This is a genomic window from Flavobacterium lacus (assembly GCF_003268815.1).
In the GTDB taxonomy this organism is placed as follows: Bacteria; Bacteroidota; Bacteroidia; order Flavobacteriales; family Flavobacteriaceae; genus Flavobacterium; species Flavobacterium lacus.
Map to the genome: position 1 here is coordinate 75,210 of NZ_QLSV01000012.1, position 16,282 is coordinate 91,491.

Annotated in this window: 11 protein-coding genes; 7 read left to right on the plus strand and 4 right to left on the minus strand. The window is 34.9% G+C overall.

Annotated features, from left to right (window positions below; genetic code table 11):
- Positions 1-75: 75 nt before the first annotated feature.
- Positions 76-3,423, minus strand: coding sequence for a CotH kinase family protein (locus B0I10_RS12055; protein WP_112086761.1), 3,348 nt, complete (start codon positions 3,421-3,423; stop codon positions 76-78).
- 265 nt (positions 3,424-3,688) lie between these two features.
- Between B0I10_RS12055 and gcvP the strand changes: the two genes are divergently transcribed.
- The 7 genes from gcvP to B0I10_RS12090 all read left to right on the plus strand — a co-directional run bounded on the left by gcvP (position 3,689) and on the right by B0I10_RS12090 (position 11,390).
- Positions 3,689-6,532 (plus strand): aminomethyl-transferring glycine dehydrogenase, encoded by a 2,844-nt coding sequence (gene gcvP, locus B0I10_RS12060; protein ID WP_112086762.1) that lies wholly within the window; start codon positions 3,689-3,691, stop codon positions 6,530-6,532.
- Positions 6,533-6,626: 94 nt separating this feature from the next.
- Positions 6,627-7,010, plus strand: a complete 384-nt coding sequence (locus B0I10_RS12065) for a group III truncated hemoglobin (protein ID WP_112086763.1) — start codon at positions 6,627-6,629, stop codon at positions 7,008-7,010.
- A 119-nt stretch (positions 7,011-7,129) separates the two neighbouring features.
- Positions 7,130-8,188: a 3-oxoacyl-ACP synthase III family protein gene (locus tag B0I10_RS12070; RefSeq protein WP_112086764.1), complete on the plus strand. Its 1,059-nt coding sequence runs from the start codon at positions 7,130-7,132 to the stop codon at positions 8,186-8,188.
- A 200-nt stretch (positions 8,189-8,388) separates the two neighbouring features.
- Positions 8,389-8,910 carry a methyltransferase domain-containing protein gene (locus tag B0I10_RS12075; RefSeq protein ID WP_112086765.1) on the plus strand — a complete coding sequence of 174 codons (522 nt, stop codon included), beginning with the start codon at positions 8,389-8,391 and terminating at the stop codon, positions 8,908-8,910.
- A 39-nt stretch (positions 8,911-8,949) separates the two neighbouring features.
- Positions 8,950-9,798, plus strand: a complete 849-nt coding sequence (locus B0I10_RS12080; protein WP_112086766.1) for a glycosyltransferase family 2 protein — start codon at positions 8,950-8,952, stop codon at positions 9,796-9,798.
- An 84-nt stretch (positions 9,799-9,882) separates the two neighbouring features.
- Positions 9,883-10,626 carry an MlaE family ABC transporter permease gene (locus tag B0I10_RS12085; protein WP_112086767.1) on the plus strand — a complete coding sequence of 248 codons (744 nt, stop codon included), beginning with the start codon at positions 9,883-9,885 and terminating at the stop codon, positions 10,624-10,626.
- On the plus strand, positions 10,623-11,390 hold the full coding sequence (locus B0I10_RS12090; protein ID WP_112086768.1) for an ABC transporter ATP-binding protein: 768 nt from the start codon (positions 10,623-10,625) through the stop codon (positions 11,388-11,390). The genes B0I10_RS12085 and B0I10_RS12090 overlap by 4 nt, the downstream gene beginning before the upstream one ends.
- A 7-nt stretch (positions 11,391-11,397) precedes the next feature.
- Here B0I10_RS12090 and B0I10_RS15755 read toward each other — a convergent pair whose 3' ends face one another.
- The 3 genes from B0I10_RS15755 to B0I10_RS12105 are packed head-to-tail and all read right to left on the minus strand — an operon-like array spanning position 11,398 to position 16,233.
- On the minus strand, positions 11,398-13,767 hold the full coding sequence (locus B0I10_RS15755) for a cation:proton antiporter (RefSeq protein ID WP_220086208.1): 2,370 nt from the start codon (positions 13,765-13,767) through the stop codon (positions 11,398-11,400).
- 5 nt (positions 13,768-13,772) lie between these two features.
- Positions 13,773-15,167, minus strand: coding sequence for a DUF389 domain-containing protein (locus tag B0I10_RS12100; RefSeq protein ID WP_112086769.1), 1,395 nt, complete (start codon positions 15,165-15,167; stop codon positions 13,773-13,775).
- Positions 15,168-15,171: 4 nt separating this feature from the next.
- Positions 15,172-16,233: a mannose-1-phosphate guanylyltransferase gene (locus B0I10_RS12105; RefSeq protein WP_112086770.1), complete on the minus strand. Its 1,062-nt coding sequence runs from the start codon at positions 16,231-16,233 to the stop codon at positions 15,172-15,174.
- Positions 16,234-16,282 lie beyond the last annotated feature (49 nt).

A 16,282-nucleotide genomic window follows, 5' to 3' on the forward strand; every position in this document is an offset into this window, starting at 1 on the left:
AGCTTTTTATTGAAAACTCCATAAAAAAAAGGAGCTTGTATAAACAAACTCCTTTCAAATAAAATATTACTGAATTTACTTTTTTATAATCTTTTTAGTTTCAGATTTTCCCTCTGACGTAAGTTGCAATAAATAAATTCCGCTCTGTAAATCGCTAAGGTTGATCTGTTGATTTTCTAAATTTCCACCTTTAATTATTTTTCCATCAATGGTAAATAAATTAAAAGTAACATCGCTATACGAATGATTAACATTTAAAACATCTGTAGCAGGATTTGGATAAATTTTGAAACTTAAATGTGTATTTTCAGGAATACTCAACGGAATTTCAACTCCTTTAGCACTAAAATTGTTGAATGTAACTCTGTTCCCATTATCGGCAGATAAATTTTCGCCCGAAAAGCGAATTCTTACTTTAAAGTTCTCGTTATTACTAGCCGCTTCAATAGTAGAAAAATTTGTTTCAAACAATTGATAAGCAGCAGTTAATGGTATGTTTGAATTGGCTAATCCGGCATTTGTAAAAGTCGAACCATCTACTGAATAATCCATCACAAGTCCGTCTGCAGCACTTTCATCTTTGGCTGCAAATCCAAAAACAATATTTTCATAACCTAGGGTTGAAAAACTAAAAATCATGGCATTTTCTAAACCTTCATTTTGAAAAGGTTGTTTGATTTGTAAACCCCTCATTCCAGCAGAAGCAAATGGTAAATTGTTATTAGCCTCCGGCATATAATTGATGTCTGTTGGACTATTTCTTCTTTCCATTGACGCTTTTCTCCAGTTTGGGTGAGTATTGTCAAATGGATAGCCTACCAAACAGGATTCGTAACTTAAAATGCCTTCTGTTCCTACTTCAAAAGAGGAGTTTAATGCTGTTAAAGGCGTGTCGTTTGTTACGCTACCATCCATCATCCAAAAATAAATTGGTTCCTCGGTTGCGGGTACTTCACTAGGAATAAAATTTGCAGTTACCGAAAAATTTCCAGCTGGTGTATAAGTAATTTCAGCCTCTGTACTATTTACATCGCCACTCCAATGACTAAATGCAAAACCTTCTAGCGGAATTGCAGTTAATGTAACCGGAATGTTGTGAAAATAAATTCCTGTCCAAGGATACGGATTTACTGAAACGCCAGGTGTATCTGAAGTAATGTCAATGGTGTTGATTTTTACAAAACCATTTGTGTCATCATTTACATTTAAAGTTGCCGCAATATCATTTGAAATTCCAAACTTGGCACGAATGTGCTCTCTTTGGTATACCGGTCTTTCCATCGCAAATGTTTCAATCACATTCTGACTTTCTAACCACCATGAAAAACTATAAGGTGCTGCCCAACGGTTGTATTGTTGTGCAATTTCAGGCTCAATCACTGAAGCAAACTGATTAGATAGGTTGATTACTCTTTCCGGTAAAAAGAACGTATTCATCATATCTGCAAAACGATTGATAAAACTTAATTCAAACGATTCATTTTCCAACAAACGTCTTAAAATTAAGGTAGACCACTCCGGATTTGGCCAAATTGGTCCTCCTAAAGCAGTCGCAAATTCTAATGTATTGTGGTCGTTAATGTCCAACATCAAACTAAAGCCAGCATCGGTGTCTTTGATGGCCGTTCTCCATCTACCATCGTTTCCATAAGGAGCAGTAGGTAAATAGGCTGCCGTATTCTTTCTCCAAAACAATGTATTCCAACCAGGCCAGTCTGTATTTTGAACAAAAATGTTTGTGATAAAATAATCTCTAAAATTGTCCACATCCATTTGGGTATTGATGTATGAAAAATTTGCATCATTACTCAACGAATTATTTTCTAAATAAGAGAACATGGCTTGAAAATGAGCATCACTTCCTTCATCAATAACATAACCATCAGCTAAAATTTCAATATCCTCCTCAACAATTCCATATTTTCTCTCAAAATAATGTCTGTCTAGCCGCTCACGAATATTCAACATTCCCCAATATTCTCCATTTAAAAAGATAACGGAAGGTTGATACGCTTGATTATCTAAGCCTGTTTTTTCAATTAATTCATGTGTAAAAGCGTCTTTATAATAGGTATTAAAAAAATCATTACCTGAATTTCTCAAAACTAAACGCTTGTAACTGTTATAATTTTCATTTGGAAAAATTGGGTAGTTAAACGTACTAGCTCCTAACTCAGATCTTGCATATAAACGTAATGATTTGTGCTGATAAGCTCTAGTTCCACCGCCATTGATACGAATCCCAACTTGTTGGTTTAACACTTCACTTCCGTTAACAAAGTAATTGAAGTGGCCAACTTTCTCTGTAGCTGCTCCGGAACGATCATAATTGCTATCCGCATTAAAAAGTGCTGGTGTGTTTGGATTCTGTAAACGCCAGTTGTCAAAATCTTCTCCGGCAACATAAATTCCATTATTATAATCAAAAAATTTATTCTCATCTAAACTGATTGAAATAACAGGAATAGAAAAACAATCTGCTCCCTGAGGAGAAACAAAATAACTTTGTGTAACAATAGGACTTGTTAAAGCACCTGCTTTATAAGCTCTTGCTCGAACTACGGTGCCTTTAAAAATATTAAAATTAGGAATATAGTAAGAAGGATCAGAATCATACGTTGACGAAATTGTAGAAATGTCATTGGGCTGACTTGTTCTATCTTCAATTGTTAATGGAGTTGAATACTGAAACGACTGAAAATTCTTAGTTAAAAAATTCTCCGAAGGCATTTGTCCTACTTCATACGGGTATTCGTTTTTATATTGATAAGATGTTCCCGCTAAATTATCAATACTAGGGTCTGAACCATCAGTCGTATAAATGATCGTGACTTCTGGATCTGGATGACTGATTATTAAACCAAAACTTGAAGAATAAAAGCCTCCATTTACTGCAAAAATGGGAGAAGTTAAAATACCTGTATAACCTGTCGCATTATTGTTTGTATCACCTGGAGTTGGGATAGGAAAATAAACAAAAATTGCTGAACCATCAGTTTGCCGTCCGTAAGTGTAATTTTGAGGAACCAAAATAGCCGGATAACTGTCTTCAACATCGCCGTTTGGTTTTGTTAGTGTAATTACCTCACCTCCAGAACTAATTTTAAAATTGGTATGCAACGGAAAATTAATATCCGTTCTGTTTTTATCGGAACACCAAATAAGCAAATGCTCACCGGGCTCTATCCAATACGCAGGAAAAACCCATTGATAGGGATTTGATGAAATATCGGTTAATCCATAACCTTCCAAATTAATGGCTTCAGTTCCGGTGTTGTATAACTCTACCCAATCCTCATAACTTCCGTCTTCATCAGTGATTACGGTTGAATTTGAAGTTATAATTTCGTTAATCACAACATTTTGAGCACTTAACTGAAAAAAAGCTAAGAGTAAAAATGCTAGAAAAGTAATTTTTTTCATAATTTATACAATTTATTTTAATCGAAATTAAACAAGTATTTAACATTCCAATAACATTTTCGTTATAATACGTTTTATTCTCGGCAAACTACCAAAATTTAGTTTTTGAAGAACTCAAAATCAACAAACGGTAAAAATTTGTTGATAAACCATTCATTTAGTTGAAAAATTCTAAAAATATTAGCCGTTGTTTAACGAATAATTAGAAGACTAATAATTACTTTTGTGTCCTTAAAACAACACACATTTTACCTTAAGAAAATACATGAAAACAGACGCTTTTGCATTACGCCACATTGGTCCACGTGAAAACGACCTTCAACACATGTTTAAAACCATTGGCGTTGAAAGTTTAGACCAGTTAATTTATGAAACCGTTCCAAACAACATCCTTCTGAAGGAGAAATTAGACTTGGAACCTGCTATATCGGAGTATGAGTATTTAGCACATATTCAGGAATTAGGCAAAAAAAATAAAGTGTTCAAATCATACATCGGTTTGGGCTATCACCCAACTATTGTGCCGGCGGTTATTCAACGAAATATTTTTGAAAATCCGGGATGGTATACTGCTTATACGCCGTATCAAGCAGAAATTGCACAAGGACGCTTAGAAGCCATTTTGAATTTTCAAACGACAGTTATTGAATTGGCTGGAATGGAAATTGCAAATGCTTCTCTGTTAGATGAATCAACTGCAGCAGCGGAGGCAATGGCCTTACTCTTTGATGTTCGTTCTCGCGACCAAAAGAAAAGCAATGTAAATAAATTTTTCGTTTCGGAAGAAATTTTACCTCAAACTCTTTCTGTTTTACAAACACGTTCTACACCAATTGGTGTGGAATTAGTGATTGGAAACCATGAAACCTTTGACTTTTCATCAGACTTTTATGGAGCCATTCTTCAATACCCGGGTAAATACGGACAAGTAAATGATTATGCCGGTTTTATCGCAAAAGCAAAAGCTAGCGAAATAAAAGTAGCTGTTGCTGCCGATATTTTATCGTTAGTAAAACTAACTTCTCCAGGAGAAATGGGTGCCGATGTAGTAGTGGGAACTACACAACGCTTCGGAATTCCGATGGGTTACGGCGGACCTCATGCTGCTTTTTTTGCCACCAAAGAAGAATACAAACGTTCGATGCCGGGAAGAATTATCGGTGTAACCATTGATACCAACGGAAATCGTGCCTTACGTATGGCGTTGCAAACACGCGAACAACATATCAAACGTGAAAAAGCAACGTCAAACATCTGTACAGCCCAAGTTTTATTAGCTGTTATGGCGGGAATGTATGCTGTTTATCACGGACCAAAAGGCTTGCAATACATTGCTGATAAAGTACATGCATCGGCTGTTACATTAGCGGATGCGTTAAACAAAATTGGTGTTTATCAAACCAATACTTCGTTCTTCGATACCATTGCTGTAAAAGCGGAAGCTTCAAAAGTAAAAGCAATTGCTGAAAAACACGAAGTGAATTTCTTTTATGTGGATGCCGATACAATTTCAATTTCTTTGAACGAAACCACTTCTATTAAAGACATCAATCAAATTGTTGCCATTTTTGCAGAAGCTCTTGGGAAAGAAAAAGTAACCGTTAGTCAGTTAACCAATGAGTCAATGGTTCCTGAAAACTTGGTAAGAAAATCAACCTTCTTGCAACACGATGTTTTCAATAATCATCATTCGGAAAGTCAGTTAATGCGTTACATCAAAAAATTAGAACGCAAAGATTTATCGTTAAATCACTCAATGATTTCGTTGGGTTCATGTACGATGAAATTAAATGCAGCTGCCGAAATGTTACCCTTATCCATGGCTAATTGGAACAGCATTCACCCGTTTGCCCCAGTCGAACAAGCAGAAGGTTATCAAATCATGCTAAAACAATTAGAGCATCAATTAAATATCGTGACCGGTTTTGCGGGAACAACTTTACAACCAAATTCAGGTGCACAAGGTGAATATGCGGGTTTAATGACCATTCGTGCCTACCATTTATCACGAGGTGACAACCACAGAAATGTGTGCTTGATTCCGGCTTCTGCTCACGGAACTAATCCAGCCTCTGCAGCCATGGCAGGTATGGAAATTATCGTCACTAAAACCATGGAAAACGGGAATATTGATGTAGAAGATTTACGTGCAAAAGCCGTTGAACATGCAGCGAATTTGTCTGCTTTAATGGTTACTTACCCATCAACCCATGGTGTTTTTGAAAGTGCTATTTGCGAAATCACACAAATTATTCACGACAATGGCGGTTTAGTTTATATGGATGGAGCAAATATGAATGCTCAAGTTGGCTTGACTAACCCGGCAACTATAGGTGCCGATGTTTGTCACCTCAACTTACACAAAACATTCGCTATTCCTCATGGCGGTGGCGGACCTGGAGTTGGACCAATTTGTGTGAACGAAAAATTAGTACCGTTTTTACCATCTAATCCGATTATAAATGTTGGTGGAGATCAAGCTATCACAGCTATTTCTGCTGCTCCTTATGGTTCTGCTTTGGTTTGTTTAATTTCGTATGGTTATATCACCATGTTAGGTGCAGAAGGGCTGACAGATGCAACTAAATATGCCATTTTAAACGCAAACTACATGAAAGTACGTTTAGAAGCACATTATCCAATTTTATATTCCGGTGAAATGGGAAGAGCCGCTCACGAGATGATTTTAGATTGTAGAGCCTTTGAAGAAAAAGGCATTAAAGTAACTGATATTGCCAAACGATTGATGGATTACGGTTTTCATGCTCCAACCGTTTCATTTCCGGTTGCAGGTACCTTAATGATTGAACCAACCGAATCGGAAGATTTAGGTGAATTAGACCGTTTTTGTGACGCGATGATTTCTATTCGAAAAGAAATTGAAGCTTCCTCAAAAGAGGAAACAAATAATATCATGAGAAATGCTCCACATACCTTAGCAATGCTCACAACCGATACTTGGACGTTCCCTTATACAAGAGAAAAAGCCGCTTTTCCGATGGATTATATAGCAGATAATAAGTTTTGGCCAACGGTTCGTCGTGTAGATGAAGCGTATGGTGACAGAAATTTAGTTTGTAGTTGTGCTCCAATTGAAGCGTATATGTAAATTTATAGAGTCACTAGTTAATGAAAAAGTTTAAAGTTGTTCCATTACTTCTTTAAACTTTTTTTACTTTTACTAATAATCTTTTCCTAAAAAAATGAATGATATTCAGACCCAAAACGACCTCTATCTTTTAGTTGACGTATTCTACAAAAAGTTATTAGCAGATGATTCCATCAGTTATATTTTTACTGATGTGGTGAAAATAAAATTGGAAGAACACTTGCCTATTTTGGTCACTTTTTGGTCACAAGGCATTTTAGGAACGGGTGGCTATTCTAAAAATCTGACTCAAATACATTTAGATGTAAATGAAAAAGAATATTTATCACCTGAATTATTTAAAATTTGGCTGAATCATTTTAACGATGCTGTAGATGAAAACTTTCAAGGTACAAAATCGGAACAAATTAAAACCCAAGCGTTAAGTATCGCAACGGTTATGCAGATTAAAATCGAACAGAATAAAACTAAAAATTGAGAGTACAATAAATTTTATACTCTTTTTTTGATATATTCGTAATTAAAATCACTTTGTTAAATAATTATTAATTTATAAAGATTTAAATTGATAATTTAGTGCTATAATTTATTCCTATCATGAATATTAAGATAACCGGGTCAGGAACCTACATTCCAACCGAAGCGATTACAAATACTGATTTTGCCAACCATGTTTTTTTAAATGACGACGGAACACTTTTTCCGCAGTCTAATGAAATAATAGCAGAAAAATTTAAAGTTATTACCGGAATCGACGAAAGACGTTATGTTACCGATGATTTAAACACGTCTGACATTGCTACAATTGCTGCTAACAAAGCAATTGAAGATGCCAAAATTGATCCTGAAACATTGGATTATATCATTTTTGCACACAATTTTGGCGATGTTAAAAAAGGTGCAATCCAAGGTGATATGTTGCCTAGTTTGGCGTCTAAAGTGAAGCATAATTTACGCATTAAAAATCCAAAATGTGTAGCATATGACATGCTATTTGGTTGTCCTGGCTGGGTAGAGGGTGTAATTCAAGCAACAGCGTTCATAAAAGCTGGAATGGCAAAAAAATGTTTGGTTATCGGAGCAGAAACTTTATCCAGAGTTGTTGATCCACATGACAGAGATTCAATGATTTATTCTGATGGTGCGGGTGCAACAATTATTGAATCTACTACTGAAGAAGGCGGAATATTGGCTCACGAATCAGCAACTTTTTCATATGAAGAAGCCAATTATTTATTTTTTGGAAAATCGTTCAACACAGAGCTCAATCCGGATATTCGATACATTAAAATGTACGGCAGAAAAATTTATGAATTCGCATTAAGCAATGTTCCAAATGCTATGAAAGAATGTCTTGAAAATAGTGGTGTACAGCTAAATCAACTTAAAAAAATATTGATCCACCAAGCGAATGAAAAAATGGATGAAGCCATCGTGCAACGATTTTATAAACTTTATAATCAAAAAATGCCCGAAGGAATTATGCCCATGAGTATTCACAAATTGGGTAATTCAAGCGTAGCTACCATCCCAACGTTATATGATTCAATTTTAAAAGGGAAGGTTGAAAATCAAGTATTAAACAAAGGAGATGTGATTATGTTTGCCTCTGTTGGTGCGGGAATGAACATCAATGCGATTGTGTATCAAATGTAAAATCAGGAGCTAATCCTGCTTTTCGTTACAAGTCCTCGCTCAAAAAATGGTTTTTTTAAGTGGTTTCCAAGAGCTCCTATTGTCGCTTTGCCTAGCACAAAAAAAACACATTTTTTGAGCTCCGGGCTTTTCACTACAATCAGGGCTATCATGTGCCAACATCAATAATTTTAGTACATTTGTTTCACGAAAGATAAATTATGTACGAAAAGACATTTCCCAATAAACGATTCAAAATCACACAAGAATTTCTTGAAAAACACATTCCAAAATCAGAAACCATTCTGGATTTAGGCGTCGAAAATCCGTTTTCAAAAATCATGACTGAAAAGGGTTACCAAGTAAAAAACACCAAAGGTGAAGACTTGGACTTTGACCAATCAACTTTATCAAATGAAGAATATACGGTGGTAACTGCTTTTGAAATTTTCGAACATTTACTCAATCCATTTACGGTATTACAACATATAAAATCGGATAAAATACTTATTTCAATCCCTTTACGTCTTTGGTTTTCAACGGCTTACAAAAGCAAAACTGATCATTGGGACCGCCATTACCACGAGTTTGAAGATTGGCAATTGGATTGGCTTTTAGAAAAAACCGGCTTCAAAATTATCGATCGTATTAAGTTTACACATCCTACAAACAAAATAGGGTTTCGTCCAATTTTAAGGTATTTTACGAATCGGTATTATTTGGTTTACGCAGTTCGCCAATAAGAATTTCAAAATTCAATCTCAAAAATTGTAGCTTTCAAAATGAACTATTACCTCATCATACCCACCTACAACGAAGAAAAATTTATTGCACTCACTTTACAGTCGCTCGTGGAACAAACGGTTTTACCTTCCAAAGTGGTGGTGGTGAATGATGGTTCTACGGATAAAACCCAAGAAATCATTCAACCCTTCGTTGAAAAATATTCATTTATTACTTTAGTGAACAAAACCTCAGAAGCGATTCATCTTCCCGGAAGTAAAGTCATTCAAGCGTTCAATAAAGGACTAGAAACGTTGGATGAAAACTATGATTTTATTGTTAAAGCCGATGCCGATTTGATTTTTCCATCCACTTATTTTGAAACAATTAGCAATCATTTTCAATCGGATTCCACAATAGGAATGGTTGGCGGATTTGCGTACATCGAAAAAAACAACCAATGGATTTTAGAAAATTTAACTGATAAAGATCACATTCGCGGAGCTTTTAAAGCCTACCGAAAAGAAACATTCCAACAAATTGGTGGCTTAAAACCAGCCATGGGCTGGGACACGGTGGACGAACTTTTATGTAAATTTTACAATTGGAAAGTCGTTACCGATGCATCATTAAAAGTCAAACACCTCAAACCTACTGGAGCCAATTATAACCAAGCCGCACGATTCAAACAAGGCGAAGCGTTTTACAGTTTGGGTTATGGCTTTTGGATTACCGCAATTGCTTCCTTAAAATTAGCTTGGCTCAAAAAAAAACCTTTCTTGTTTTTCGATTATTTACACGGATTTTGGAAAGCAAAATCGGCCAAAAAACCGCTTTTGGTTACGCCCGAACAAGCTAAATTCATTCGGAATTATCGTTGGGAGAAAATGAAGAGGAAAATTTTCTAGCTGTGACGCTATCATTTATGATACTGATTTTATAAAACATAAAATCTAAATCTTAAAACCGAAACTTTTTCCTATTTTTGCTTTATGTTAAAAATGCTTACCCACATAGGAAAATATTTCCTGATGATCAAGGAAGTCTTCAACAAACCGCTCAAATGGAGTGCAATGAAGACGTTAATCTTTAAAGAAATCGATGATTTAATTATTGGCTCTTTGGGAATTGTTGCTTTTATCTCCTTTTTTGTTGGCGGCGTTGTAGCCATTCAAACGGCATTGAATTTAACGAATCCGCTTATCCCTAAATACCTCATCGGTTTTGCAACCAGACAATCGGTGATTTTGGAATTTGCTCCTACCTTTATTTCCATTATCATGGCAGGAAAAATGGGTTCTTTCATCACGTCAAGTATCGGAACCATGCGAGTTACCGAACAAATTGATGCACTGGAAGTAATGGGTGTGAACTCACTTAATTACCTCGTGTTCCCAAAAATAATAGCCCTTTTACTCTATCCTTTTGTGATCGGAATCAGTATGTTTTTAGGAATTTTAGGTGGCTGGATGGCAGGAGTCTACGGAGGTTTTACTTCTAGCGATGAGTTTATCATGGGATTACAAACTGATTTTATCCCTTTTCATATTGTATATGCATTTATTAAAACGATGGTTTTTGCGATTATTTTAGCAACCATTCCCTCCTACCATGGCTATTATATGAAAGGCGGAGCTTTGGAAGTTGGGAAAGCAAGTACCGTATCATTTGTTTGGTCTTCTGTGGCCATTATATTGTCAAATTATATTTTAACACAATTATTGTTAAGCAAATGATAGAAATTAAAAACATCGAAAAGTCATTTGGCGACACCAAAGTTTTAAAAGGAATTTCCTGTGTTTTTGAAACTGGCAAAACCAATTTAATTATTGGACAAAGTGGTTCCGGTAAAACCGTTTTATTAAAATCGCTATTAGGAATTCATACCCCGGAAGTAGGTACAATTTCTTTTGACGGCAGAATATATTCTGAATTATCCGCAGATGAAAAAAGAGCTCTACGAACCGAGATAGGAATGGTTTTTCAAGGCAGTGCGTTGTTTGACAGTATGACTGTTGAAGAAAATGTTGGGTTTCCTCTAAAAATGTTTACGAAACAAACGCCTAAAGAAATTCAAGAGCGTGTTGATTTTGTTTTAAAAAGAGTAAATTTAGTAGATGCTCACAAAAAGAAACCTTCCGAAATATCCGGTGGAATGCAAAAAAGAGTGGCCATTGCCAGAGCAATTGTCAACAATCCTAAATACTTATTTTGTGATGAGCCCAATTCCGGATTAGATCCAAAAACAGCTATTGTTATTGATAATCTGATTAAAGAAATCACCGAAGAATACAATATTACAACCGTTGTAAATACGCATGACATGAATTCTGTCATGGAAATTGGTGAAAAAATCATCTTTCTTAAAGAGGGAATTCTAGCGTGGGAAGGCACCAAAAAAGAAATCTTTAAAACCGATAATGAAGCTATTGTTGATTTCGTCTATTCATCTAATCTCTTCAAAAAGATAAGAAAAGCACAGAATAAAGGAGACCATTAAATAGTAATTATTTCTTCTTAAACAACTTACTGATCATTTTTCTAACATCGTCAAGTCGTTCTAAATTTTCTGTAAATGTATCCAAAGCACCTGGATTTTTTAAGTCTATTTTAGAACTTCCTACTATTCCTAACTGTAAGGGATAAATCAAAACAACATTGTTTTTATCAAAATATTTATTCATGTAACTTGGAATATTTTGCATAGTTAGATTATAGGACAAATTAGGTTTCCTACTCATCACCACCACTAACGCATCATCTTTTACGATATTCCTTGCTAGAATCAAGAAATCTTCCCAATCTGAAAAAACATTAAAACCTGCATCTACCGGGTGTTTAGCATGAATATCTTTTATAAAATTAATAGTTGTTTCACTGCCATAAAATACAATCTTTGATGCCGTATTCTTGCCTAAATTCCAAATTTTTAAAAGCCAAAACGGAAACCCAATTTCACGTTCGGCACGTTCTGGTATAACCACCACATATCGCTTTATGGTTGAAATGGGTTGAACTGATTTATAAATGAATGTAGTGGTATTACATTTATTCAAAACACCGTCGGTTAATGGACCATACATGCTTTCGCTTGAGCCTAAACTTTCTGTTTGTCCTAAAATGATATCCGATATTTTTTGTTCTCGTACCACATTGGTAATTCCGTTTAAAATATTCAAATCATAACGCATCAACATGTTTAGCCTATTATCCGTAGCCGACGCAACAATGGCAGCCTTATCAACAATTTTTTTTGCTTTTGATTCTTTTGACAAAGATGAAGAATTATTATTAATCACGTTTAAAGCAAATAAACCTGTTTTATTTTTCTTTGATTTTATAGTAATAGCAAACTGAATCAACTCCTCAACAGTATCAATATTTTTCATCGGAATAAGAATCCGTTCATCGCCATCAGTTGGCTTGCCTTCTTCTTGTTCATCCGAATCATCTTCCATCAAAGCAATATTGTAGGCTCCTTTTTGAGCCACAAAAGAGGCGATAGTACAAGTGATTAAAATCATTAAAATGGTGCCATTAAGCACACTTTCATTCAGTAATCGGTTTGGCATTTTTATATCTGCTAAGCGACCTTGCGTGAAAACCATTTCGGTTTTGTCGGTTAATTTATAAGTACCATCAGCAGGAAAACCTAAAATCACCGCTTCATCACCTAATCTTGGAAAATCACCTTTCCTACTATTTTGAAACAGTAAGTCTGAATTATCTTCTGTCGTAAGTTTTTTATTTTTTAGATGAATTTCATTGTATTCGGTTACACTTCTGTAATCTACAATTATATTAAATCCAACTAAAACGGCCGCTAGCGTTGCTGCGGCTTGAGCATTGCTTAATCCGAAAATCAATCTTCGCTCATCTACAGAAAAACCATATATTTTCTGAGTAATATAAGCAGGAAGATATTTTCCAACAATAGCACAAACAGTCATGACTCCGGCTACTTGGATGGTATTCAAATCTTTAATAAAAGCTTTGTAATCTATTAACATTCCAACACCAATAAGAAAAAAAGGAATAAAAAGAGCATTGCCCACAAACTCAATTCGATTCATTAATGGCGATGTGTGCGGAATTAATCGATTTAATGCTAATCCGGCTAAGAATGCTCCGATAATGGCTTCAATTCCGGCTAATTCCGCCAAAGTACATCCCAAAAAAACCATTGCTAATACAAAAATATATTGAGAAATATTATCATCAAATCGCTTGAAAAACCATCTTCCAATTATTGGAAAAATGAGCATGACAACCAATCCAAAAGCGATGACAGAAACACCTAATCTAATCCAAAACTCTTGGTTAATTTCTCCAGTTTGCATACCTGCTATTACGGCTAACACCAAAAGAGCAAGCGTATCTGTAATCATCGTTCCACCAACTGTAATATTAACGGCTCTGTTTTTGGCAACGCCTAATTTACTTACGATTGGATATGCAATTAGCGTATGTGAGGCAAACATACTGGCAAGAAGAACGGAGGTTGGCATAGAAAATTCTAAAACATAAAAACCTACCAAAGTTCCAATTGTCATTGGGATTGAAAATGTGAGAAGTCCAAAAACTAAACTTTTGGAGCTGTTTTTCTTGAATTCAGCCAGATCGATTTCCAAACCGGCTAAGAACATAATATACTGCAAACCAACAGTTCCGAATAAAATGATACTCATATCACGAGCAATCAGATTAAAGCCATTTGGTCCAATGATTGCTCCGGCAATAATTAATCCGATAAGGTGTGGAATTCTTAATTTGTTTAATAAAATCGGAGCAAATAGAATAATGAACAGTATTAATGAAAACAACAATACCGGATTTTTGAGTGGTAAAGTAAAATCTATTCCGACTAAAAAATACATAGGTGCTAATTTAATTTTTGAATAATTAGTTTTTCATTTTGAAGTTTGAGGCGCAACCACTTTTGAATTTTTTCTTCATCGGCAGAAACTGTCTTACTGTTTATCGCTTTATTCCATTTTAAATAAATAATTGGAATGGTATCAAATGTTGTGAAATTTGTTTTTATCAATTTTGAAAAAGCAATTTCATCAATATTTGTGTAATTTATTTTAATCTCATTTGCAATTTGATCAAAAGGAACTTTGCTTTTTTCACTTAAATAAAGTTGCTTCTGCAAGAGTAAAAGTTCTTTTTCTTGCCGAACTATAATTTCTTCTTTATTATTTAGGTTTTGCTGAGAAGTGTAATAAGTTGATTCCAGTTTTTCTAACATGGTTTGTGTTTCAAGATTTTCGACACTTTGGGCAATTTCAAAAGCAACTCCATCATAACCTTGCTTTTTTAATTTTTCTTTCCATTTATTCACTAATGAAATCGTAACCGATTTTCCAACGGTAGCAAAAGCGACTGTCTTTTCGTTGTAACTAATTTGCTGATTTAAAAGAATCACATCATTGTTTTCTTTAAACTCACTTAGAATCAGATTCACTTTTCGTTCAAAATCAGATTTTTTATATAAACCATAGAACATGTAAATACTAGGTGCTAAAATTAAAAATGCAATAAAATAAAGTAATTGCGAAATTCGCTTTCGTTTAGACGAATTCAGATATTCCTTCATTGGAAACTTAAGCGATTTTACAATAATAAAAGTCGCTAATGCAATAAAAATGGTATTAATCGTAAATAAGAATAATGCTCCGCCAAAAAAACTCCATTTGCCCGTAGCTAAACCATAGCCAGCTGTACAAAGTGGTGGCATTAAGGCAGTTGCAATCGCCACACCGGCTATAGTATTTATTTGTTTATTTCTTCTGCTGAGTGCCACAATCAAAGCCAAACCGCCGGAAAAAGCAATAATTACATCACGAACATCCGGATAAGTTCTGGCGATTAATTCCGGTGTTTCGTCTTGAAAAATCGGAATACTAAAAAACAAAAAAGAAGTGAATAATGCCAACACCACCATAATACCAAAATTCTTGATGGCTTTTCGCATTAAGTCAACATCATTTATACCCAAGGAAAGTCCAATTCCAACGATTGGCCCCATCAATGGAGAAATTAACATCGCCCCAATCACTACTGCAGTTGAACTCGTATTAAGACCGGCAGAAGCAATCAGAATGGAAAAAATTAAGACCCACGCTCCTTGCCCTTTGATGGAAATTCCAACTTTAACCTCTTCAATCGTTGCTTCGTGGTTCGTGTCTTCACGAATATCTAAAGTTGATTTTAGCAAAAACTTAAAATTTTGCCATAAACTTTTTAATGGTGGGTTGGGTTGGGTATTTTCCATACAATTAGTTGTATTTTAATGTACTGACAATCTTCTTGATATCTTGTTCTTTACTTTTTGGATAAACCAACAATATACTTCCCTGCTCTACAACAATATAATCATTCAAACCATCAATAACGACTAACTTTTTACCTTCTGTTCTAATGATATTATTAGATGAATTTTCTAAAACAACTGTTGCATTTATAACGGCATTATTCTGTTCATCTTTGTCTAATTTCTCGTGCAAAGAACCCCATGTTCCCAAATCATTCCAATCGAAAGTGGCAGGTAAAACATATACATTTTTAGCTTTTTCTAAAATGGCGTAGTCAATTGAAATGTTTTCGGCTTCACCATAGTTTTGAGCGATAAAATCTTTTTCTGCTGCTGTATTATATTTTTGAAATCCATCCAAAAACAATTGATTCATTTGCGGTTGAAAAGCTGAAAATGCTTCCGTAATTGATTTCACAGACCAGATAAAAATTCCGCCATTCCAAAGGAAGTTTCCACTTTCTAAAAACGATTTAGCCAGTTCATAATCGGGTTTTTCTCTAAATTGATTTACTTTTTTAATGGGATTTACATCTGTTTTATCAAACTCAATATATCCAAAACCGGTATTTGGAAAAGTAGGCTGAATTCCTAATGTCAATAAGGCATTTTCATTCTGACAGTAATCAAAACATTGTTGTAAATTGCTGATAAAAGCGGTTTCATCTTCAATCCAATGATCGCTTGGAGCTACCACCATCACTGCATCGGGATTCATTTTTTGAATTTTTAGTGAAGCATACAAAATACAAGGAGCTGTGTTTCGCATAGCAGGTTCCAACAATACTTGCTCTTGTTTCACCATTGGCAACTGTTTTAGAACCAAATCATTGTATTTTTCATTGGTTAAAATCAGAATGTTTTCGGTTGGAATTAATTTTGATAAACGACTGAAAGTCTTTTGAATCAACGTCTCTCCTGACCCCAACATATCGTGAAATTGCTTAGGAAAATCGGTTGTAGAAACCGGCCAAAAACGAGAGCCCACTCCTCCGGCCATTAATATTGCGTAGTAATTTTTGTTCATTTTATGAGTTGCTGAGTTGCTGAGACTCTGAGTTACTGAATTTTTAATT